15 protein-coding genes and 1 pseudogene are annotated in these 21,416 nt (G+C 37.7%); 9 read left to right on the top strand and 7 right to left on the bottom strand.

What is annotated here, in order from left to right; genetic code table 11:
* Window positions 1–105 precede the first annotated feature (105 nt).
* The 8 genes from F0365_RS10840 to F0365_RS10805 all read left to right on the top strand — a co-directional run bounded on the left by F0365_RS10840 (window position 106) and on the right by F0365_RS10805 (window position 16,507).
* Window positions 106–327 carry a DUF2795 domain-containing protein gene (locus tag F0365_RS10840; protein WP_015360681.1) on the top strand — a complete coding sequence of 74 codons (222 nt, stop codon included), beginning with the start codon at window positions 106–108 and terminating at the stop codon, window positions 325–327.
* 117 nt (window positions 328–444) lie between these two features.
* Window positions 445–3,864 carry a preprotein translocase subunit SecA gene (gene secA, locus F0365_RS10835; protein ID WP_169933704.1) on the top strand — a complete coding sequence of 1,140 codons (3,420 nt, stop codon included), beginning with the start codon at window positions 445–447 and terminating at the stop codon, window positions 3,862–3,864.
* 2,933 nt (window positions 3,865–6,797) lie between these two features.
* A complete protein-coding gene (locus tag F0365_RS10830) occupies window positions 6,798–7,217 on the top strand; it encodes a hypothetical protein (protein WP_169933703.1) in 420 nt (139 codons plus the stop codon).
* 1 nt (window position 7,218) lies between these two features.
* Complete coding sequence (meaB, locus tag F0365_RS10825) at window positions 7,219–8,232, top strand: methylmalonyl Co-A mutase-associated GTPase MeaB (RefSeq protein ID WP_169933702.1); 1,014 nt, start codon at window positions 7,219–7,221, stop codon at window positions 8,230–8,232.
* A 1,479-nt stretch (window positions 8,233–9,711) separates the two neighbouring features.
* On the top strand, window positions 9,712–9,963 hold the full coding sequence (locus F0365_RS10820) for a hypothetical protein (protein WP_169933701.1): 252 nt from the start codon (window positions 9,712–9,714) through the stop codon (window positions 9,961–9,963).
* A gap of 1 nt (window position 9,964) precedes the next feature.
* Window positions 9,965–12,262 carry an acyl-CoA dehydrogenase gene (locus F0365_RS10815; protein ID WP_169933700.1) on the top strand — a complete coding sequence of 766 codons (2,298 nt, stop codon included), beginning with the start codon at window positions 9,965–9,967 and terminating at the stop codon, window positions 12,260–12,262.
* Between the two features lie 179 nt (window positions 12,263–12,441).
* Window positions 12,442–13,065, top strand: a complete 624-nt coding sequence (locus tag F0365_RS10810) for a MarC family protein (RefSeq protein WP_169933699.1) — start codon at window positions 12,442–12,444, stop codon at window positions 13,063–13,065.
* 256 nt (window positions 13,066–13,321) lie between these two features.
* Window positions 13,322–16,507, top strand: coding sequence for an AsmA family protein (locus F0365_RS10805; RefSeq protein ID WP_169933698.1), 3,186 nt, complete (start codon window positions 13,322–13,324; stop codon window positions 16,505–16,507).
* Window positions 16,508–16,696: 189 nt separating this feature from the next.
* Here F0365_RS10805 and F0365_RS10800 read toward each other — a convergent pair whose 3' ends face one another.
* The 3 genes from F0365_RS10800 to F0365_RS10790 are packed head-to-tail and all read right to left on the bottom strand — an operon-like array spanning window position 16,697 to window position 17,971.
* Window positions 16,697–17,155: an OsmC family protein gene (locus F0365_RS10800; RefSeq protein WP_169933697.1), complete on the bottom strand. Its 459-nt coding sequence runs from the start codon at window positions 17,153–17,155 to the stop codon at window positions 16,697–16,699.
* A gap of 10 nt (window positions 17,156–17,165) precedes the next feature.
* Window positions 17,166–17,744 (bottom strand): phosphatase PAP2 family protein, encoded by a 579-nt coding sequence (locus F0365_RS10795; RefSeq protein WP_169933696.1) that lies wholly within the window; start codon window positions 17,742–17,744, stop codon window positions 17,166–17,168.
* Window positions 17,744–17,971, bottom strand: a complete 228-nt coding sequence (locus F0365_RS10790) for a hypothetical protein (protein ID WP_169933695.1) — start codon at window positions 17,969–17,971, stop codon at window positions 17,744–17,746. Before F0365_RS10790 ends, F0365_RS10795 begins: the two co-directional genes overlap by 1 nt.
* Before the next feature lie 107 nt (window positions 17,972–18,078).
* Between F0365_RS10790 and lptB the strand changes: the two genes are divergently transcribed.
* On the top strand, window positions 18,079–18,825 hold the full coding sequence (lptB, locus tag F0365_RS10785; protein WP_169933694.1) for an LPS export ABC transporter ATP-binding protein: 747 nt from the start codon (window positions 18,079–18,081) through the stop codon (window positions 18,823–18,825).
* Window positions 18,826–19,085: 260 nt separating this feature from the next.
* On the opposite strand, the gene F0365_RS10780 is transcribed toward lptB, so the two are convergent.
* From F0365_RS10780 to F0365_RS10765, 4 genes and pseudogenes are all read right to left on the bottom strand, one after another.
* Entirely contained in the window at window positions 19,086–19,385 is a 300-nt protein-coding gene (locus F0365_RS10780; protein WP_169933693.1) for a type II toxin-antitoxin system RelE/ParE family toxin, read from the bottom strand.
* Complete coding sequence (locus F0365_RS10775; RefSeq protein ID WP_169933692.1) at window positions 19,379–19,618, bottom strand: hypothetical protein; 240 nt, start codon at window positions 19,616–19,618, stop codon at window positions 19,379–19,381. Before F0365_RS10775 ends, F0365_RS10780 begins: the two co-directional genes overlap by 7 nt.
* A gap of 286 nt (window positions 19,619–19,904) precedes the next feature.
* Window positions 19,905–20,438: pseudogene (locus tag F0365_RS16470) on the bottom strand (REP-associated tyrosine transposase).
* Window positions 20,439–21,022: 584 nt separating this feature from the next.
* A complete protein-coding gene (locus tag F0365_RS10765; protein ID WP_169933690.1) occupies window positions 21,023–21,358 on the bottom strand; it encodes a hypothetical protein in 336 nt (111 codons plus the stop codon).
* Window positions 21,359–21,416 lie beyond the last annotated feature (58 nt).

The raw sequence follows: 21,416 nt of genomic DNA, 5'->3' as shown, positions 1-21,416 counted from the left end.
TTTTCAAAAGCTTATACGCTCTTGCAAATCTTGAAATCAAAGTAAAAATAACTTGCATAAATCGACGAGAAGTTTATTTTTGCAAAAAACTTAACGAGTAAAAATATGTATTGGACACTAGAACTAGCATCTTATTTAAGTGATGCACCTTGGCCTGCTGAGAAGGATGAATTGATCGATTACGCAATTCGTACAGGAGCACCGTTAGAGGTAGTGGAAAATTTACAAGCCATTGAAGATGAAGGAGACTTATACGAGTCTATTCAAGAAATATGGCCAGATTACCCTACAGACGACGACTACCTCTGGAATGAGGATGAGTATTAACAATCCTTAATCGGATAAAAAGTCTCGTAAAGAGGCTTTTTTTTTGCTTTAATTTTGGATATTAGCAGTAGCAGTAGGTATATTTTAAATTGCTGTAAATCAAACAAATAAAACATCATGGGACTATTAGATTCCGTATTAAAAGTCTTCGTTGGCGATAAGTCAAAGAAAGATATAAAAGAAATTCAACCTATTGTTGACAAAATACTCAAATTTGAGCCTGGACTAGAACAGCTTAATTTTGATGAATTGCGTCATAAAACAACAGAATTTAAGGAGAGAATTGCTGCGGCAAAAGCAGAGACTCTATCTGATATTGCCCGCTTAAAGGAAACAGCTGAGAAGGAAGAAGACATTGATAGACGTGAAGAAATCTATAATGAAATAGATCAATTACAAGAGGTGGCTTATCAGCAAGGGGAAGAAATTCTCAACGAGATCATGCCAGAAGCTTTTGCTGTAATGAAAGAAACTGCCAAACGCTTTTTCCATAATGAAGAAATACGTGTTGTCGCATCAGCGAGAGATCGTGAATTATCTGGAACAACAGACTATGTAAAACTGGACGGTGATCAAGCGGTATGGAGCAATTCATGGGATGCTGCTGGTAAACCTATTACTTGGGATATGATTCACTATGATGTTCAGCTTATAGGTGGAGCAACCATGCATAGCGGTAAAATTGCAGAAATGCAAACTGGAGAAGGAAAAACACTTGTTGCTACTTTACCTGTTTATCTCAATGCACTTACCGGTAATGGTGTTCACGTGGTAACCGTAAATGATTACTTAGCAAAACGTGATGGTGCATGGATTGGTCCTTTATTTGAATTTCATGGTCTGACTATAGATTGTATCGATTACCACAAGCCTAATTCTGAAGAAAGACGTCTAGCATATCTAGCAGATGTTACTTACGGAACGAACAATGAATTTGGTTTTGATTACTTGAGAGATAATATGGCTCATGCGCCTAAAGATCTGGTACAACGCAAACACAATTATGCCATTATTGATGAGACCGATTCTGTTCTTATCGATGATGCACGTACACCCTTAATTATATCTGGACCAGTCCCACAGGGAGATCGTCAAGAGTTTGATGTATTAAAAGCTCCTGTTGCAAATATTGTAGAGGTTCAAAGAAAAGAGCTGGTACAAACACTCGCTCAAGCTAAAAAACTAATTGCTGAAGGAGACACTAAAGAAGGTGGGAAACAATTACTAAGAGTTTTCCGTGGTCTTCCTAAAAACAAAGCTCTTATTAAATTCTTAAGTGAAGAGGGAATAAAAACCTTGCTCCAAAAAACTGAGAATTTTTATATGCAAGATAACAACCGTGAAATGCCTAAAGTAGATGAGGCACTTTACTTTGTAATCGATGAAAAAAACAATCAAGTAGAGTTGAGCGACAAAGGAATTGAATTCCTTTCTGGTGAAGACGAGCCTGACTTTTTTGTAATGCCAGAGGTAGGTATGGAAATAAGCCGTATCGAAAACGCTGGACTTTCTAAAGAAGAAGAAGCTGAAAGAAAAGAAGAATTATTCCGTGAGTTCTCCGTAAAATCTGAACGCATTCACACCTTGAATCAGCTGCTTAAAGCCTACACATTATTTGAAAAAGATACGGAATACATCGTAGATGCTCAAGAAAAGAAAGTACCTAACGGAAACGGGGGTGTTAGAATAGAATCTGAAATGATCGTTAAGATCGTAGATGAACAAACTGGTCGTGCCATGGATGGCCGTCGTTATAGTGATGGATTGCACCAAGCCATTGAAGCTAAGGAGAATTTAAAAATCCAAGATGCGACACAAACCTTTGCCACCATTACCTTGCAAAATTATTTCCGTATGTACAAGAAACTTTCTGGTATGACGGGAACTGCCGTAACTGAAGCTGGAGAATTCTGGGAAATCTATAAACTAGATGTCGTAGAAATTCCTACTAACAGACCTATTTCTCGCGATGACAGACAAGATCTTGTATATAAAACAAAACGCGAAAAATACGGTGCCGTAATAGAAGAAGTAACAAAACTTAAAGAAGCTGGTCGCCCAGTGCTTATAGGTACTACTTCTGTAGATATTTCTGAGCTACTGAGTAGAACATTACAACGCGCAGGAATAGAACACAACGTACTGAATGCAAAGCAACACAAACGTGAAGCAGACATCGTTGCAGAAGCTGGAAACCCAGGACAGATCACGATCGCTACCAACATGGCCGGTCGTGGAACAGACATCAAATTATCTGCTGAAGTAAAAGCTGCTGGCGGACTTGCCATTATAGGTACAGAGCGTCATGATTCTCGTCGTGTAGACAGACAGTTACGTGGTCGTGCCGGTCGTCAAGGGGATCCTGGAAGTTCACAATTTTATGTGTCTCTAGAAGACAACTTGATGAGACTTTTCGGTTCTGAACGTATGGCCAAAACAATGGACCGACTAGGAATGAAAGAAGGTGAAGTGATTCAGCATTCTATGATTTCTAAATCTATTGAGCGTGCGCAAACTAAAGTAGAAGAGAATGCTTTTGGTGTTCGTAAGAGGTTGCTAGAATATGATGATGTCATGAACGCCCAACGTGAAGTGATTTACAAGCGACGTCACAACGCCTTATTTGGAGATCGCCTTGCAGTAGATATCGCCAATATGATCTACGATATTTCTGAGAATATTACCGAAGGAAATAAAATAGCACAAGATTTCAAAAACTTTGAGTTTGAATTGATTCGTTACTTCTCCATGAGCAGTCCTGTTTCTGAGGAAGAGTTTTCCGATAAAGACGATAAGACCGTTACTGACATCGTCTATAGAGCTGCTTATGATCATTATAAGGAGAAAATGGAGCGCACCGCTTCAGAGGTTTATCCCGTAATTAAAAATGTAATGGAAAACGACGAGCGCAATTACGAGCGTATCGCAGTTCCTTTTACAGACGGTATCAAAACCTTAAATGTAGCAACAAACCTACAAGAAGCTTATGATAGTGAAGGTCGTTCCTTAGTGACTGACTTTGAAAAAAATATTACGCTAGCCATTATTGATGAGGCATGGAAAACACACCTACGCAAAATGGACGAGTTAAAGCAAAGTGTGCAACTTGCCGTTCATGAGCAAAAAGATCCATTACTTATTTATAAATTTGAAGCCTTCGAATTATTCAAAGTGATGATAGATAAAGTAAATAAAGACGTTATTGGTTTTATGTTCAAGGGCGATCTTCCTAGTAGAGATGCTGCGGCAATAAGTGAGGCCAGACAACGCCAAACAGAAAAAACAAGCACTCAAAAAGAAGAGGTTTTAAATAGCGATGAGCAAGCTGCTCAAGCAAGAGCTGTGGGCGCCGGAGCAAGTCAGCAACAACAACGTGCTCAAGTTACAGAAACGATCACTCGTGATCAACCTAAGATAGGTCGTAACGATAAAGTGGTGATCAAGAATGTTATGACTGGAGAAACCAAAGAGACAAAGTTTAAATCTGCACTTCCTTTGATCAATAAAGGAGAATGGGTACTGGATAAGAAAGCTTAGTTAGATAACAATTCCGCTTTCAATTTTACTTTCAAAATTGAAATTTAAATGGATTTAATTCCGCTTTCGCGAAAACGAGAAAAACAAAATGCCTTACTGAAAAGTGAGGCATTTTTTTGTTGAATTAAATGAAGCCAACCCCAATGGTTTTAAAACCATTGGGGTTGGAGGGAAAGCAACTTTAATTTTAAAATTAAGGTCTAGAAGAAGGTCCTTTCCTAATTATAGGAAAGGTGGGCAAAGTGAGTGCAACGAGCTTTGGTCGGAAAGGTTGATACGGTATTAGAATTTTGTGCAAATTTCAATTTTATCTCCATATTTAAATACCGCAGCAACCACTCCTGATTGCATCACAGCATGCGCTGCGAGGCCAATCTGTCCTCGCCTATCCTTAGGCGAGGAGCTTTTGAATCTCGAATTTAAAAAGCTCCTTTCCTAATTATAAGAAAGGTGGGCAAAGTGGAGCTTGCGTAAATTTGGTCGGAAAGGTTGATACGGTATTAGAATTTTGTGCAAATTTCAATTTTATCTCCATATTTAAATACCGCAGCAACCACTCCGAGATTTCTGCGAAATCCCGATTTAAAAAGCTCCTTTCCTAATTATAGGAAAGGTGGGCAAAGCGAGTGCAACGAGCTTTGGTCGGAAAGGTTGATACGGTATTAGAATTTTGTGCAAATTTCAATTTTATCTCCATATTTAAATACCGCAGCAACCACTCCTGATTGCATCACAGCATGCGCTGCGAGGCCAATCTGTCCTCGCCTATCCTTAGGCGAGGAGCTTTTAGATCTCGAACTTAAAAAGCTCCTTTCCTAATTATAGGAAAGGTGGGCAAATTGGAGCTTGCGTAAATTTGGTCGGAAAGGTTGATGCGATGCTGTAATTTTATTCAAATTTCAATTTTATCTCCATATTTAAATACCGCAGCAACCACTCCTGATTGCATCACAGCATGCGCTGCGAGGCCAATCTGTCCTCGCCTATCCTTAGGCGAGGAGCTTTTAGATCTCGAACTTAAAAGGCTACTTTCCTTATATCTTTTATTCCTCTCGCAAAAAAGCGCGTCGGATGCAGGCTTCTTAGGCGAGGAGCTTTTAGATCTCGAACTTAAAAAGCTCCTTTCCTAATTATAGGAAAGGTGGGCAAATTGGAGCTTGCGTAAATTTGGTCGGAAAGGTTGATACGGTATTAGAATTTTATTCAAATTTCAATTTTATCTCCATATTTAAATACCGCAGCAACCACTCCTGATTGCATCACAGCATGCGCTGCGAGGCCAATCTGTCCTCGCCTATCCTTAGGCGAGGAGCTTTTGAATCTCGAACTTAAAAAGCTCCTTTCCTAATTACAGGAAAGGTGGAGTAAGGTGTTGGAAGTGAGAACATAACTAGCTTGATACACGAAGATAAATACCGCATCAACCACTCCGAGATTTCTGCGAAATCCCGATTTAAAAAGCTCCTTTCCTAATTATAGGAAAGGTGGGCAAAGCGAGCGGTAGCGAGTTTTGGTCGGAAAGGTTAATGCGATGCTGTAATTTTATTCAAATTTCAATTTTATCTCCATATTTGAATACCGCAGCAACCACTCCTGATTGCATCACAGCATCCGCTGCGAGGCCAATCTGTCCTCGCCTATCCTTAGGCGAGGAGCTTTTAAACCTCGAACTTAAAAAAAGCTCCTTTCCTTATTCCCTTATAATTTGTGAAGACAAATTTCTGGGATAGGAAAGGTGGAGTAAGGTGTTGGAAATGAGAACAAAACTAACTTGATACACGAAGATAAATACCGCATCAACCACTCCGAGATTTCTGCGAAATCCCGATTTAAAAAGCTCCTTTCCTAATTATAGGAAAGGTGGGCAAAGCGAGCGGTAGCGAGTTTTGGTCGGAAAGGTTAATGCGATGCTGTAATTTTATTCAAATTTCAATTTTATCTCCATATTTAAATACCGCAGCAACCACTCCTGATTGCATCACAGCATGCGCTGCGAGGCCAATCTGTCCTCGCCTATCCTTAGGCGAGGAGCTTTTAAACCTCGAACTTAAAAAAAGCTCCTTTACTTATTCCTTGATAATTTGTGAAGACAAATTTCTGGGATGGAAAAGGTGGGCAAAGAGAGTGCAACGAGCTTTGGTCGGAAAGGTTGATGCGATGCTGTAATTTTATTCAAATTTCTATTTTATCTCCATATTTAAATACCGCAGCAACCACTCCGAGATTTCTGCGAAATCCCGATTTAAAAAAGCTCCTTTCCTAATTATAAGAAAGGTAGGCAAAGCGAGCGGTAGCGAGTTTTGGTCGGAAAGGTTGATGCGATGCTGTAATTTTATTCAAATTTCAATTTTATCTCCATATTTAAATACCGCAGCAACCACTCCTGATTGCATCACAGCATGCGCTGCGAGGCCAATCTGTCCTCGCCTATCCCTAGGCGAGGAGCTTTTAGATCTCGAACTTAAAAAGCTCCTTTCCTAATTATAAGAAAGGTAGTCAAAGTTAGCGGTAGCGACTTTTGGCCGGAAAAGTGGAGGCGGTATTAGAATTTTGTGCAAATTTCAATTTTATCTCCATATTTAAATACCGCATCAACCACTCCTGATCGCTAGAAAGCTAGCCGATCTGTCCAATGCATTCCTCTCGCAAAAAAGCGCGTCGGATGCAGGCTTCTTAGGCGAGGAGCTTCTAAATCTCGAATTTAAAAAGCTACTTTCCTCAGTCCCTGATAATTTGTTAAGACAAATTTCTGGGATAGGAAAGGTAGGCAAAATGAGCGGTAGCGACTTTTGGCCGGAAAGGTGGAGGCTGTGCTAAAATTAATAGAAGCATATTATCAACCCCAAAGATTTTGTAAACCTTTGGGGTTTGGTGGTAATTAACACGACGATTCTATAGAAAAATAGTATTTTTAAATCTTAAAACCTATTCTCATGAAACCCATACTCAGGAACATCATTGCTGTCATTGTAGGCTTGATATTAGGAAGCACTGTGAATATGATTTTGATTACTATAGGAAATAGTATGTTCCCTATAGAAGGGATTGACATCAACGACATGAACGCTTACGCCAGTATCATGCCCACTTTAGAAGCGCATTACTTTCTTTTTCCTTTTTTAGGACATGCAATAGGGACCTTCATCGGTGCTTTGGTAGCTGCTGTAATCCCTGTTTCTTATAAAATGAAATTTGCTCTTGGTATAGGTTGTTTTTTTCTTTTGGGTGGCATTTACATGAATTACCTACTTCCCGGACCTACCTGGTTTACTGTTGCAGATATCGTTTTGGCGTATATTCCTATGGCGTGGTTAGGTGGAAAACTGGCTTTGAAATTTTCTAAAAAATCATAAATTGGCTACACAACCTCATATCAATCCCAACTTAAAACGCAAGAAAGAAGTTGTAGATGTAAAACAACTTTTTAGCGAGTTGCATTCTGGCCAGGTGAGTGCATTGAGTCGTGCGATTACTTTAGTGGAGAGCACTGCTGGTGGCGATTCCGCTTTCGCGAAAGCGGTATTACAACTATCCCTACCCTATTCAGGAAAATCCTTTAGACTAGGAATCACTGGAGTGCCAGGCGTGGGAAAATCCACCTTTATAGAATCGCTGGGAAGACAGCTTATAGAACGCGGCAAAAAAGTGGCCGTACTCGCGATAGATCCATCGAGCAACATCTCAAGAGGCAGCATTTTGGGCGATAAAACCAGAATGGAAGAACTAGTGAAAAGCCACCAAGCATTTATACGACCTAGTCCTGCTGGAACCACGCTAGGCGGTGTGGCACGCAAAACACGTGAGGCGATCATCTTATGTGAAGCAGCAGGCTACGACTTTATCATCGTAGAAACCGTGGGCGTAGGACAAAGCGAAACCGCAGTCCACAGCATGACCGACTTTTTCTTACTCCTCAAACTCGCTGGAGCTGGCGACGACCTGCAAGGTATTAAACGCGGCATCATGGAAATGGCTGACGCGATCATCATCAACAAGGCAGATGGTGATAACCAACTCGCCGCAAAACATGCCCGACGCGAATTCAAAAACGCCGTGCACCTTATGCCTCAAAAAGACCACAACTGGCCTACTCAAGTACTCACCTGCAGCGGTCTCAACAACATAGGTCTCACAGAGGTCATCGAAGAAATAGAAAACTACACCGCACACGCGTTAGCCAATAAAAGCTTTACCAAAAAACGCCACTCACAAGAACTCTACTGGTTCCATCAAACGGTAGAGGATGCCCTAAAAACCAACTTCTACAACCGACCTGAGGTCATAGAAAAATTGGCTGTTTTAGAAAAAGAGGTTTTAGGTAAAGTGAAGAGTCCTTTTGATGCGGCTAGTGAGTTGTTGGGGTTGTAGTTTTTAATAAAGTTTATCTTACGTATAAATATCTCTGAACCACTCCTGATTTGCAGCAAAGCTGCTAAATCTGTCCAATGCATTCCTCTCGCAAAAAAGCTCGCGAGATGAAGGCTTCTTAGGCGAGGAGCTTTTGAATCCCGATTTAAAAAGCTCCTTTCCTAATTATAGGAAAGGTGGGCAAATTGGAGCTTGCGTAAATTTGGTCGGAAAGGTTGATACGGTATTAGAATTTTGTGCAAATTTCAATTTTATCTCCATATTTAAATACCGCAGCAACCACTCCTGATTGCATCACAGCATGCGCTGCGAGGCCAATCTGTCCTCGCCTATCCTTAGGCGAGGAGCTTTTAAACCTCGAACTTAAAAAAAGCTCCTTTCCTAATTATAGGAAAGGTGGGCAAATTGGAGCTTGCGTAAATTTGGTCGGAAAGGTTGATACGGTATTAGAATTTTGTGCAAATTTCAATTTTATCTCCATATTTAAATACCGCAGCAACCACTCCTGATTGCATCACAGCATGCGCTGCGAGGCCAATCTGTCCTCGCCTATCCTTAGGCGAGGAGCTTCTAGATCTCGAATTTAAAAAGCTCCTTTACTAATTATAGGAAAGGTGGAGTAAGGTGTTGGAAATGAGAACAAAACTAACTTGATACACGAAGATAAATACCGCATCAACCACTCCAAGATTTCTGCGAAATCCCGATTTAAAAAGCTCCTTTCCTAATTATAGGAAAGGTGGGCAAATTGGAGCTTGCGTAAATTTGGTCGGAAAGGTTGATACGGTATTAGAATTTTGTGCAAATTTCAATTTTATCTCCATATTTAAATACCGCAGCAACCACTCCTGATTGCATCACAGCATGCGCTGCGAGGCCAATCTGTCCTCGCCTATCCTTAGGCGAGGAGCTTTTAAACCTCGAACTTAAAAAAAGCTCCTTTACTAATTATAGGAAAGGTGGAGTAAGGTGTTGGAAATGAGAACAAAACTAGCTTGATACACGAAGATAAATACCGCAGCAACCACTCCGAGATTTCTGCGAAATCCCGATTTAAAAAGCTCCTTTCCTAATTATAGGAAAGGTGGGCAAAGCGAGCGGTAGCGAGTTTTGGTCGGAAAGGTTGATACGGTATTAAAATTTTGTGCAAATTTCAATTTTATCTCCATATTTAAATACCGCAGCAACCACTCCGAGATTTCTGCGAAATCCCGATTTAAAAAGCTCCTTTCCTAATTATAGGAAAGGTGGGCAAAGCGAGTTTTGGTCGGAAAGGTTAATGCGATGCTGTAATTTTATTCAAATTTCAATTTTATCTCCATATTTAAATACCGCAGCAACCACTCCTGATTGCATCACAGCATGCGCTGCGAGGCCAATCTGTCCTCGCCTATCCTTAGGCGAGGAGCTTTTAAACCTCGAACTTAAAAAAAGCTCCTTTACTTATTCCTTGATAATTTGTGAAGACAAATTTCTGGGATGGGAAAGGTGGGCAAAGAATCAGGGAAACTTTATGACTTTGATCATCCATATCAAGCAGCTGTGAAATATAGAGCCCTAATGAAAAAAGAAGGGAGTTTTTTACTTTTGGACAAAGATGACGGTAATCATGAAATATTTATAAGCCAAAATTCATGTCATTTATTAAGAAAGAATATTAGGAACTCTATGAACAAAAATAAAAAGTATCTTACAGGGATTATTACAACTCCAAATTTTGAAAATCAATAATATGTCAGTTTCCATTCCAGATTCTCTATTGCCATTCTTACCATTATTATATATCGCTTGGGCTGACGGTGTTCTTGAGGAAAATGAAATTGATTTTATCAATCAAAAAATTAAGGAGAATAACACCATTAAACCAGAAACAAAAAACTTGGTTTGTAAATGGTTGGATCCTCAAAACCCGCCATCAGCGCGAGAGCTGGCTTATTGGAAAGGTTATATCAAAGAAAATGCTGATTTATTAAACCATACGGAGAAATTAGATTTGTTCTCTATAGGTAGCTTACTCGCAAAAAGAGAAGACAGCAAAGAATGGGTAAATGATGAAACCAGAGAATCGTTACATCTCATCGAGGATTATTTAGGTATTGTGAGTAACGATGCCATTCGGTCGGTTTATGAGAATGATCCAGTTTCTTCTAGCTATCAAGCTACTCCACATAAGACAGACAAAGCATATTCTCAACCACTCAAAGAGTTATTACAACATGGAAATGCCGCTTTAAAAACTAAGGTTAAAAACATACTCGATCCACATAAAGATGGCATTGAAAGTCATGATGACGATTTAAACACACGCAGAGAAAAGGTGTTGGAATGGTGTAAAGAACTAGCACAGGCTGGACTTGGTAGTTTAGCTTATCCCCTAGAATATGGAGGCTCTGAGTCCTTAGAACAATACGCTGCCGTATTTGAAGAAATAGCCAAGTACGATTTGGGCCTGACGATTAAGTTTGGTGTTCATTATGGATTGTTTGGTGGCAGTGTGGCATCACTAGGAACTAAAAAACACCAGGATAAGTATTTAAAAGACATAGGCACAATGGAATTGCCAGGTTGTTTTGCAATGACTGAAATGCATCATGGTAGCAATGTAAAAGCACTACAAACCACGGCTATTTACCAACCAGAAGATAAAACTTTTATAATCAACACACCTACACAGTATGATAGGAAAACCTACATAGGTAACGCAGCTATGCACGCAACGATGGCAACGGTATTTGCGCAACTTATTGTAAATAACGAAAAACATGGTATTCATGCTTTTTTAATACCTATAAGAAATAAGCAAGGTGATTCATTACCAGGGATTACCATAGGAGATAATGGTCATAAAATGGGCCTGAATGGAGTGGATAACGGTACGTTACATTTCAATACTATAAAGATTCCAAAAGAAAATTTACTGGATAAATTTGGTGCTATTGATAAAACTGGTCAATACACTAGCCCAATAAGCAGTTCTTCAAAACGATTTTTTACCATGTTAGGAACTCTAGTAGGCGGCAGACTTTGTGTACCTATTGCTGGACAAACGGCGGCAAAAAAAGCCTTAAATATGGCCGTATATTTTGCCTTAGATCGCAAACAGTTCGGTCCACCAGGAAAACCAGAGCAATCCATAATGGATTATCCCACGCATCAAAAAAAGCTGATGCCATTGATTGCCAATGCGTATGCATTTGATTTTGCACATGATCATTTATTAAAAAAATATGCCCACAATACGCATACAAATCAGCAAGAAATTGAAGCTCTCGCTGCTGGATTAAAAGCCTTGAGTACGTGGAACGCTACTAAAACCATACAAACTTGCCGAGAAGCCTGTGGTGGAAAAGGTTATTTGAGCGAAATGTACTTTGATCGTTTAAAAGCAGACACTGATATATTTACCACATTTGAAGGAGATAATACCGTTTTATTACAGCTCACTGCAAAAAGCCGATTGACCTATTTTAAAAAGCAGTTTGGAAAATTGGATTGGTGGGATACACTCAAATATATTTCTACCATTGCATCATCTAATATGAGTCAATTGAACCCAATAATTACCAGAAATACTTCTGAAGAGCATTTGCTAGATAGCGAGTTTCAGTTGGAAGCTTTTACTTATCGAGAAGAGTTTTCTTTGCGCACGCTAGCCATGCGTCTCAGTAAAAAGATTAAAAATGGTATGGATAGTTATGATGCATTTCTAGACGTTCAAATTCATTTAATTGATATGGCCAGTGCTTATATTGATCGAGTAGTTTTAGAACAATTCATCAACACAATTCATCAGGAAGAAGATCCTAATGTTAAAAAAATATTGACCTCGCTAAAAAACCTATATGCACTACATCGTATAGAGACTCATAAAGGCTGGTATCTAGAACACGACTATATCTCAGGCTCCAAATCATTAGCGATAAACAAGTTGGTTTCAAAACTTTGTAAAGAATTGAAAGAAGAAAGTCAGCACCTCGTAGATGCTTTTGATATTCCAAAGTACATGACTGAAGGTGCTATGGCGTTTTAATAGCAAGTGTTCGAGCATTTTGTTCAACAGCATCTCATCTAAAAATCGACATATTTCTATATTCTCCTAAAATCCCTAATCTTTAAATTGTAAAAGGTTCCTTTTGACTACTTTTGCACGCTGAAATTAAGAAGGTGTATGCACGCATCTCTAATACTTTTCAATTAGACCCTAGTTACATGAATGAATTAGCAACTTTTGCAATTACCGTTTTCACTGGCTTTTTTGCCATTATGAATCCAATTTCTAATATGCCTATATTCCTGACCTTAACAGAAGGAGCTGATAAAGAGACCAAACAAAGAATCAACTTAAAAGCCGTTCTGGTTGCTTTTATTATAGTTACTGTATTTGTATTGCTTGGTAATTATATCTTTGACTTATTCGGTATCACCATACCCGCATTTAAAATTACTGGTGGGATTTTGATCTTCTTTGTTGGATTTGAGATGTTACAGTCTAAAAAATCAAACATCAAGCATCTTAAAACCGTCAATATTGATGAAAATATTGCTATTTCTCCGCTGGCAATTCCTATTCTAGCAGGTCCAGGAACGATCGTAACGGCAACTAACTTTGTTGCCAATACTACATCGTATATGAACATAGCCGTTATTATCCTCGTTTTTGCATTGATGTGTTTTCTCAACTACATTGCATTTACATTAAGCGACATCATTGCAAAAAAGATAGGTGATAATGTGATTTCGGTAATCGGGAAGTTGATGGGATTGATCATTGCGATTATAGGAACCAACATGATTATCCAGGGACTTAAATTATCCTTTGACGTTTTTAATTAAAAAGTAAAAAGATCTGATGAATTACAAATGCACTCTCCTTTCAAGAATGTATAATGCTAGAATCAACTGATCCATTTTACTGGCATATATAAACATATAACCTCCTGTAGAAAGAATACACTGCATAGTAGAATGAATCTTCTAAAGGTGGTTTTATAATTTTTACCAACCAGCCTATTAAACTGTCATCAACTATTCATTAAAACCGATAAAATGTAATATTTTTAATTCCAATTTTGATATTTAATTCCAGCACATGAGATTAAAACTTTTTACGCGTATTTTATTTTGGGTTTTTACGATTCCTCTCGCTGTATTTGCTATGGTATTATTGATTATTTATTCAAGACAAGATGCGATTGTACAATCTCAAATCACTGCGCTTAATAGTAATTATCAAGGTGAAATTAGTGTTGGTGATTCCCATCTAGCACCCTTTGCAAACTTCCCAGACATTGCCATTAAGATTGATCATGTAGTGGTCCGTGAGAATAAAGAAACTGACGCAAGTGTCATTTTAGATATTGCTGATATTTTTATAGGGTTTAATTTTTGGGATATGGTAGTTGGCAATTATGACATTCACTCGTTGATCATTCAAGACGGTTTTTTTGATTTAGTACTTCATAAAGACGGGAAAACTAATCTTGAAAATGCCCTCTCTACCACTACTGAGAATAGTGATGAAAAAGCTTTAGATATTCATCTAAAAAAAATAGAACTCAGGAATTTAGATATCCACAAGCGAGATGAATCCACTAATATAGACATTGAAACCCTCGTTTATTGGGCTAAAGGAGGTTTTAATAGTCGTCAGGACAAAATCGCAGCACATATAGACAGTGAATTTGAACTTAACGTTATTAAAGACAAGGATACAACCTACTTTAAGCACAAGCACTTTGAATTTCACACAGATCTGGTTTATAATGAAACAGATGGGTTGTTGGTCTTTGAACCATCGGGCATAAGCATGGAACAAGGAGATTTTCAGCTTCAAGGGAGTGTAGATACCAAGAATGAAATGACATTAGATATTGCTGTAAATGGGACCAAACCCAATTTTGATCTGTTTATTGCCTTTGCTCCTACAGCATTGATCCCTACCTTAGAACGTTATGAAAACCAAGGCAACATTTATTTTAATGCAACTCTTCAAGGACCCACGACTCATGGAAGGCAGCCTTTAATAGAGGTGAAATTTGGAGCATCAGAAGCGTACCTTGAAAATTTTGAAGTAAATAAAAGAATTGATAAAATGGGCTTCTCTGGTCATTTTACTAATGGGAAAGACCGGAATTTACAAACCATGGAGTTTTCGCTAAATGATTTTTCTGCTAATTTGGAGAAAGGGGAATTTACTGGAAACCTACTTGTTAAAAACTTTGAAGCTCCCGAAATTGATATGCAGCTGGACGCTGATTTTGACATTCCTTTTTTAGTTGGTTTTTTAAATTTGACAGAGGCAAAAGATGTAAAAGGCAGCGTAAAAATGAAACTAAGGTTTCATGATATTATTGATTTCAATAACCCTCAAAAAGCATTAGAAGATTTAAATCAAGCATATTATGCAGAACTTAAAATCGAAAACCTCGCATTTAGCTCTGAAAAACTCCCCACTCCTTTAAAAGATTTAAATCTGCATTTAGAAATGAATGGGGAAAAAGCCCAACTCCATAAATTTAATATTTCACTGGGGAACTCTAATCTATCTATTACCGGGTCGCTGTCAGATTTACCCGCCATTATTCATCAAAGTGAAACACCTGTAATTGCACAGTTAGAAATAAAGTCAAGCCTTTTAGATATTGCAGAGCTTACTAAGTACTCTAAAGTCGACAAGGTGGGAGTAAATGAGCAAATGGAAAATCTTAGCCTTATTTTTTCATTTAATACATTAGGAAATGCATTTACAGAGTTTGAGCACTTACCTAAAGGTGAATTTTTTATCGATGATTTCTATGCCGTTTTAAAACATTACCCACATACATTGCATGACTTTCATGCTGATGTTTTAGTGACAGAAGATGATTTGAATATTAAAAATTTCACCGGTTTTGTGGATACTACTGATTTTTATATCAATGGAAATATATACGACTACAGCTCATGGATGCAAGATGAGCTTAATGGTAATGTTGATTTTGACCTGACCCTTACTTCAAATTTATTGAAGTTTGATAACCTGTTTACCTACCAAGGCGAAAATTATGTACCAGAAGACTACCGCCATGAACAAATAGAAGACTTAGAATTACATTTTAAAAGTACCTGGCATTATGAAACCAATACACTGCATAATATTAAGGTAGACCTCGATAAATTTGAGGGTAAGATGCGCGTTCACCCCTTGCGCTTTGAAAACTTTAACGGTACATTTCAATATGAAGAAGATCATTTATTGATTCCTAATTTCAAGGGAAAAATGGGGTTTACTAAGTTTGAGATTAGTATGAATTATTATCTTGGGGAAGATGTTGCTATTCAGAAAAGAGACAACTCATTTACCCTGAAATCAGATTATATCGATTTTGATGCACTTTCAAATTATAGCCTCAAAGCAACTTCTCAATCAAATACTAAACCTACACCTAAAAACAAAAGCGCAGATGTACCCGAGCATGCAGAGGTGTTTAATATCTATGAATTACCATTTACCGATATGCAGTTTAATGTTGATATAGGTCATTTTGTGTACCACAGGCTTGATTTTAAAAATATTTTAGGTCAACTGCGTACCACTAAAGATCATTATATCTACCTAGATAATGTAAACTTAGATGCAGCTGGAGGACACATTTCATTAAATGGCTATTTTAATGGCAGCGACCCAGAACACATCTTTCTAGAACCGAACTTGAAAATGACAAACGTGGACTTAGACCAGCTGCTATTCAAATTTGAAAATTTTGGACAAGACGTTATCCTTTCCGAAAACCTACACGGCAAGTTAAATACAAGTATTACAGGAAAAATTCGTGTGTATCCAGATTTAGTCGTTGATCTTGATCAATCTGAAGTACATATAGATGCAGAAATTTTAAAGGGTCGATTAGAAAACTACGAGCCCGTGAAGATGCTCTCTGAGTATTTTGGAGATAAAGACCTGACTCAAATTAAATTTGACACACTCCAAAACCACATGGATATTGTGAACGGCGCAATCACTATTCCTAATATGACCATTGAATCGACTTTAGGACACATGGAAATATCTGGAACACAAAATATGAACGACGAAATAGACTATTATATGCGCATTCCTTTGCGTGTATTGTGGAATGCAACTAAGAATAAAATATTTGGCGCAAAAGAGAATGATCCTGAAACAAAAGATAAAATCATAAAAGTTGATTCTACAAAAAGAATCAGGTACGTCAACCTCAACATAAAAGGTACTATCGACAACTATGATATAAAACTTAAAAAAGATAAAAATTGAGTTGTAATGTATTTAAGAAATTGCGTGCTTTCTACTTGATGGCAGCTTAGAGTATTCTATTTTCAAACACCTAGTTGACAACTAACCATTACGATTATATCACTGTTTAGCATATCGTAAAGAATATAAATCCTATTTTTTTTGCCTTACGCATTCAAGGCGCTTATGTTTTGATCAAAAAAAATAAAGCTATTCACTTTCTAAAGTTGTAACACTTGGATCAATAACCACCTCAAAATTCACAGAGTTGGCTATAAAACAAAGCTCATGTGCCTTTTTATGCAAATCTAAAGCAAGTGCTTTTTGAGTAACATCTGTAATAGTTGCGGCAGGATGTAATTGAACTTTAGTAAAACCCCCGCTTAAGTCAGTGCGCAGTTCTAGTGTTCCTATGGCGTTGTCATTATAATCTACCACCTCAATTCCATGTTGCTGGCACACATACAAATAGGACATCATATGGCAAGAAGAAAGTGCGCTGAGCAGTAAATCTTCTGGATTGTGTTTGCTGGCTTCCCCTTTGAATTTGCGGGCCGCAGAAATTTTTAAATCTGGTTTTTCTGCAATTTTAGAAGTATGTGTTTTAGCGTTTTTATGGTCTCCTTTTTTCCATTGGGTCAGCACTTCAAATAAGAATTGCTTTTTCATAGATCAGTCTTTAATTAATCGTTGTGGAAACTCCGTATCTCGCTTTCGCGAAAGCGTACACCCAAGCAAAAAATAAACCTAGTAAAGTCCCCATAAACGCTCCCATAAGCACATCGCCTAGATAGTGAACGCCCAGATAAACGCGACTATAAGCAACGAGAACAGCCCAAATAATCATAACAATACCTATGGTTTTATGCTTTCTTCTCAAAATAAACCATAGGAACGTAGCAAACGCAACAGCACTACTCGCATGACCGCTATAAAAACCATAAGTACCACCACTTTTACCGACCTTAGAAATCAATCCTTCTAAAGCTGGCTCTCGAAAAGGTCTTAATCTTTCAAAACTATTTTTAAAAAGGTTGGCTAGTTGATCGCTACAAGCAATTAACAAAGCAATAGCAATCAATGCGATCGCTAAGTTGCGAATACCCAGTTTTCTATAAAGTATAAAAAGAACAAATGCATACAACGGGATCGCATAAAATTTATGCGTGATGATATTAAAAAACAGATCTATCGCATCACTACCCCAATCGTTAAGAAATAAGGTAGCGTCCCAATCTAATTCTTTAATATTTTCCATTATTGCTCGTATAACTTCATTTGCTCATCGTAAAAACGACTGGCTTCTTCAATTAAGTTTTTAGTCTCTTCTTCCAGTTCTTCTGCATCAGCTTCTGTGACTTCTTCCAGGAACTCCACTTCATCATCTTTAAGATTGATGATAAAACGTGGATAATCTAAATGAATGACAAAAATATCTTCAGGATAATGAACGTTATCGCCCATAAGAAATCTAGGAAGTTCCATAAAATGAATAGTTGAATTTCTAATAATAGATGCAATTTAATCATTAGTGAGAATTAAGAAGTCATAACTTGAGTAAAAATTGAATTCAAAACCATTAAATTTGTTCTATGTTAAAGAAATTAAGAGCTGATAATTTACAGAAATCCTATAAAGGTCGCCCAGTGGTAAAAGGCGTTTCATACGAGGTCAACCAAGGGGAGATCGTTGGTCTGTTAGGACCTAATGGCGCCGGTAAAACCACCTCTTTCTATATGACGGTAGGACTTGTAAAACCTACTGGAGGTGATGTATGGCTGGACGATAAGAAGATCACTCAATACCCTATGTACAAACGTGCACAGATTGGTATAGGTTATCTCGCACAGGAAGCTTCTATCTTTAGAAAACTAACTGTAGAAGAAAATATATTAGGGGTTTTACAATTGACCAAGCTGTCTAAAAAAGAACAAAAAGAACGTTGTGAGAAGTTGCTAGAGGAATTTGGTTTACAAGACCGACGCCATAGAAACGGTGATTTATTAAGTGGTGGAGAACGACGACGTACAGAAATCGCACGCGCACTGGCTACAGACCCTACATTTATATTGCTCGATGAGCCTTTTGCGGGAGTAGATCCTGTTGCTGTAGAAGATATTCAAAGAATTGTCGCTCAACTCACTAAGAAAAACATAGGTATTCTGATTACCGACCATAACGTACAAGAAACCCTTGCGATTACCGACCGTACGTATCTTATGTTTGAAGGTAAGATCTTAAAGCATGGATCGCCAGAAGAACTCTCTGAAGATGAAGTGGTGCGTCGGGTTTATTTAGGACAGAATTTTGAGTTGAGGAAGAAGAAGATTTTTGAGTAGGGTCTTTTTTTTAATGCAGGCTTGAACTGAATATGTGAAAAAATTAAAAGACTTCTTTAATACATAGGTGCTTTGCTTTAAATCTATCCTGTAAATAAAAGGAAAGCCTATTTAGACCTTCCTTCTCACGCTGTTTTAGTAGGAATTTCGTGTTGCAAATGCTCAGTTCATACGAACGAGTAGCAAACGCTCGAGACATGGTGCTGCGTGAGCGATGGTAAGCAGACAGCCAAAGCATGTGGGGCTAGAGTCCGTTGGATTTAATCCTCTAATGGCTCTCTACTTGTGTGGCGAACTCGTAAAATTAGAACCTGCATGTCTTTAATTTGGTAAGTTACTCGAAAGCTGTATTTTTCAAAACTCCTAAAACTTCCATCGTTATCTTTTCTAAACCTATCAAAGGCATAAGTCTCGGAGTTTTTTGATAAATCCTTAGCCGTTTTTAATAAGGCACTTTTAACTTTAAAAGCTGATTTAGGTGATTTCTCTTTTAAATACTCCAAGGAATCCTTAAGTTGGAATAATGAATTATCACTCCAAACCACTTGGAGTTTTACCACTCTTTAGCCATTTTCTCCACTTCATCTTGTGTGTGGAATTCACCATTTTCGATTTGAGCAATGGATTCATCTAATTCACGATTGTACTGTTCAATACTTATACGTTCTGTAGACATGGATTGCTTTACTTTTCTCATCGACTGGATCATGTTTTTTACAGCTTTTATAAAGGTTGGGTCTTTAGATTCAGATAGTGCTGCTTCTATCCACTTTATTTCTGATTGTAAATCCATAACTATCGTTTTTACTGTTCACATAACAAAGTTAATCAATATTCTTGATTGCTCATAGATAAGTTTAAAACAGCTATTTAGATATACACATAACGTATCAATAATTATTCATATAAACTGTTCTTAATGCTATTTTAAAGGATGGACCTCCTTGATCTCATCACTTTTTACAGAGCCATTATTATTCACATCCCTTATTAGGAACGGCCTATATTAAAAGAGCCACGTAGATAGCCCCGGCTGGTGCGAGCGTCCCGCTCGTACAAATTATCTAATTTATATCAATTTACAAAATGGTATGGTCATCATTACCATAATTTCTTGCACTGCTAAATTTCCAATCTATTGGGTTGGTCACAAAGCCTGATACAACAGGATTGTTGTGTATGTATTTTAGTTTCTGCTCAAATACGTTTAATGACCAAATCTCTATTGGTTTATTATCCTGCTGCCAAAACTGTTTATTGGCAACATTGCTATTTTTTTTGCCCGCACGTTCAAACATCTAGAGCATCCATTCTTTTCGGCTTTCGTGTGGATTATCATCAATGATTTTAACTATTTTCTTTGAAGTAAACCCTTTAAAATCTCTTATTAATCCTGATGGATCGTTTTATGCTGACCGAAAAATTAAATGAACGTGGCTTGGCATGATACAATAACCATAAAGCTCCATGCCTTTATTTTTTCTGCAAAAATCTAACGATGCTACAATACACCAAAAGTAAGCGTCTCTAGTAAATACATCTATCCAGTTCACAGTAGCAAAGCTTATAAAGTACGCACCAGATTTGTCTGCAAATTTATACTTTCGGCTCATCAACTCTTTTCAGTAAAAATAGATAAAAATCAGTTCACTTTTCTTTGAGGGCACGAGCAAGATGCTCGCGCTAGCAGGGGAGAAAGCCGTTTTAGACTTTCCTTTTTAATCTTAACTCTTATTGTGTAGACCACGAGCGAGACGCTCGCGCCAGCTGGGGCTAGCCGTTCCAGCTAATTATACTCGCACCAGCAGGAGTACAAAAAACTAACTCGACAGCTCTCTGAGTTAGAAAACGCAGAACAGATAAGCTCTGAACTTATTAATGGACTGTTAAACGCTTATCAAGAACTCTCTGTAGATTATTATAAACACAACAATAAGACCAGTACTAAACAAGCTTTACTTTTAGCTAAAGAAATGTATCAAATTAATTTTGATGAGATTATTACTGTTATTGATCAAAAACAGTAAAAGGAAAGCCTATCTAGACTTTCCTTTTATAAATTCAAATACTCTTTAAATAGTCCTTTTCATAACTATCTCTAATTGAATCACATCCCTTATAAAGGACCGTCTATTTTAAAAGAGACTCGTTGGTAGCAGAGCTCCGTTAGTGCGAAAGCGCGCGACTTGGATTACGGTTATATTGGATTCAATTCTCTTAATATATAAGTGATTTTTGGATTAGAAATTGAAAAAGACCGATGTCCAAAAATTATTCTCTGCATACAGTTAATCAATTCATTAAATGAGGTTTCTTGTTTTAAAAAAAGGACAAAATTTATCATTCCATTCTCTACATCTTCAAATTTTCTCAATCCTAATTTTACCGATAGCTCTTCGCTAGATGCATAGTATTCCTCAAAATTAATCATCTCTTTTTTTAAGTAATAAGATAATACTATTCCATCTGGAAACTCCGCTTGTGGCACATCACACCATCCATACCACAGATTCGAATATTTAAGTGACTGCAAAAGTAACAAAGGCTCTTTGTTATAATATAATTCTAATTGTATAGGTGTGTTTGAAGCT

Source organism: Nonlabens sp. Ci31 (assembly GCF_012974865.1).
Classification (GTDB): domain Bacteria; phylum Bacteroidota; class Bacteroidia; order Flavobacteriales; family Flavobacteriaceae; genus Nonlabens.
The sequence above is the reverse complement of the archived record's forward strand: the minus strand, read 5'-3'. Positions and strand labels throughout refer to the sequence as shown.

What these genes read in the sequence shown, in the direction of transcription:
- F0365_RS10840 (WP_015360681.1), top strand. Translation starts at nt 106, where the DNA reads ATGTATTGGACACTAGAACTAGCATCTTATTTAAGTGATGCACCTTGG.
- secA (WP_169933704.1), top strand. Translation starts at nt 445, where the DNA reads ATGGGACTATTAGATTCCGTATTAAAAGTCTTCGTTGGCGATAAGTCA.
- F0365_RS10830 (WP_169933703.1), top strand. Translation starts at nt 6,798, where the DNA reads ATGAAACCCATACTCAGGAACATCATTGCTGTCATTGTAGGCTTGATA.
- F0365_RS10820 (WP_169933701.1), top strand. Translation starts at nt 9,712, where the DNA reads ATGGGAAAGGTGGGCAAAGAATCAGGGAAACTTTATGACTTTGATCAT.
- F0365_RS10815 (WP_169933700.1), top strand. Translation starts at nt 9,965, where the DNA reads ATGTCAGTTTCCATTCCAGATTCTCTATTGCCATTCTTACCATTATTA.
- F0365_RS10810 (WP_169933699.1), top strand. Translation starts at nt 12,442, where the DNA reads ATGAATGAATTAGCAACTTTTGCAATTACCGTTTTCACTGGCTTTTTT.
- F0365_RS10805 (WP_169933698.1), top strand. Translation starts at nt 13,322, where the DNA reads ATGAGATTAAAACTTTTTACGCGTATTTTATTTTGGGTTTTTACGATT.
- F0365_RS10800 (WP_169933697.1), bottom strand. Translation starts at nt 17,155, where the DNA reads ATGAAAAAGCAATTCTTATTTGAAGTGCTGACCCAATGGAAAAAAGGA.
- F0365_RS10795 (WP_169933696.1), bottom strand. Translation starts at nt 17,744, where the DNA reads ATGGAAAATATTAAAGAATTAGATTGGGACGCTACCTTATTTCTTAAC.
- F0365_RS10790 (WP_169933695.1), bottom strand. Translation starts at nt 17,971, where the DNA reads ATGGAACTTCCTAGATTTCTTATGGGCGATAACGTTCATTATCCTGAA.
- lptB (WP_169933694.1), top strand. Translation starts at nt 18,079, where the DNA reads ATGTTAAAGAAATTAAGAGCTGATAATTTACAGAAATCCTATAAAGGT.
- F0365_RS10775 (WP_169933692.1), bottom strand. Translation starts at nt 19,618, where the DNA reads ATGGATTTACAATCAGAAATAAAGTGGATAGAAGCAGCACTATCTGAA.